Genomic DNA, 486 nt, shown 5'->3' on the forward strand with positions numbered 1-486 from the left:
CCGACTTCACGGTCACCTCCGTCACCGGCCACGGCGGCACCGATGCCGACGCGACCGGCGGATTCGACATCGTCGGCCAGTACGGCACCCTGCACATGAACGCGGACGGGTCCTACACCTATACGGAGAACCCGGAGGCCACCAACTTCCTGAACACCGACAGCGATCCGGTCACGGACACCTTCACCTACACCATGTCCGACAACCAGGACAGCCACCCCGGCACCTCCACCGCCACCCTGACCATCACCATCAACGGGGCCAACGACGCCCCGGTGGCCATGGCCGACAGCGCCACCCTGACCGAGTCCGTGGACGACGCGGCCCCGGCCACCGTGAGCGGCAACGTGCTGGCGGGCGACGACCACGGCGGCGTGGCCGACACCGACGTGGACAACCAGACGACCGACTTCACGGTCACCTCCGTCACCGGCCACGGCGGCACCGATGCCGACGCGACCGGCGGATTCGACATCGTCGGCCAGT

1 protein-coding gene is annotated in these 486 nt (G+C 68.7%); it reads left to right on the forward strand.

All coding sequences use genetic code 11. The features are described 5' to 3' along the window. A partial coding sequence (locus AB6M95_RS19710) for a VCBS domain-containing protein (protein ID WP_371388446.1) occupies positions 1-486 on the forward strand: 486 nt, incomplete at both ends.

Origin of the sequence: Pseudodesulfovibrio karagichevae, assembly GCF_041414475.1 — a bacterium.
GTDB lineage: Bacteria > Desulfobacterota > Desulfovibrionia > Desulfovibrionales > Desulfovibrionaceae > Pseudodesulfovibrio > Pseudodesulfovibrio karagichevae.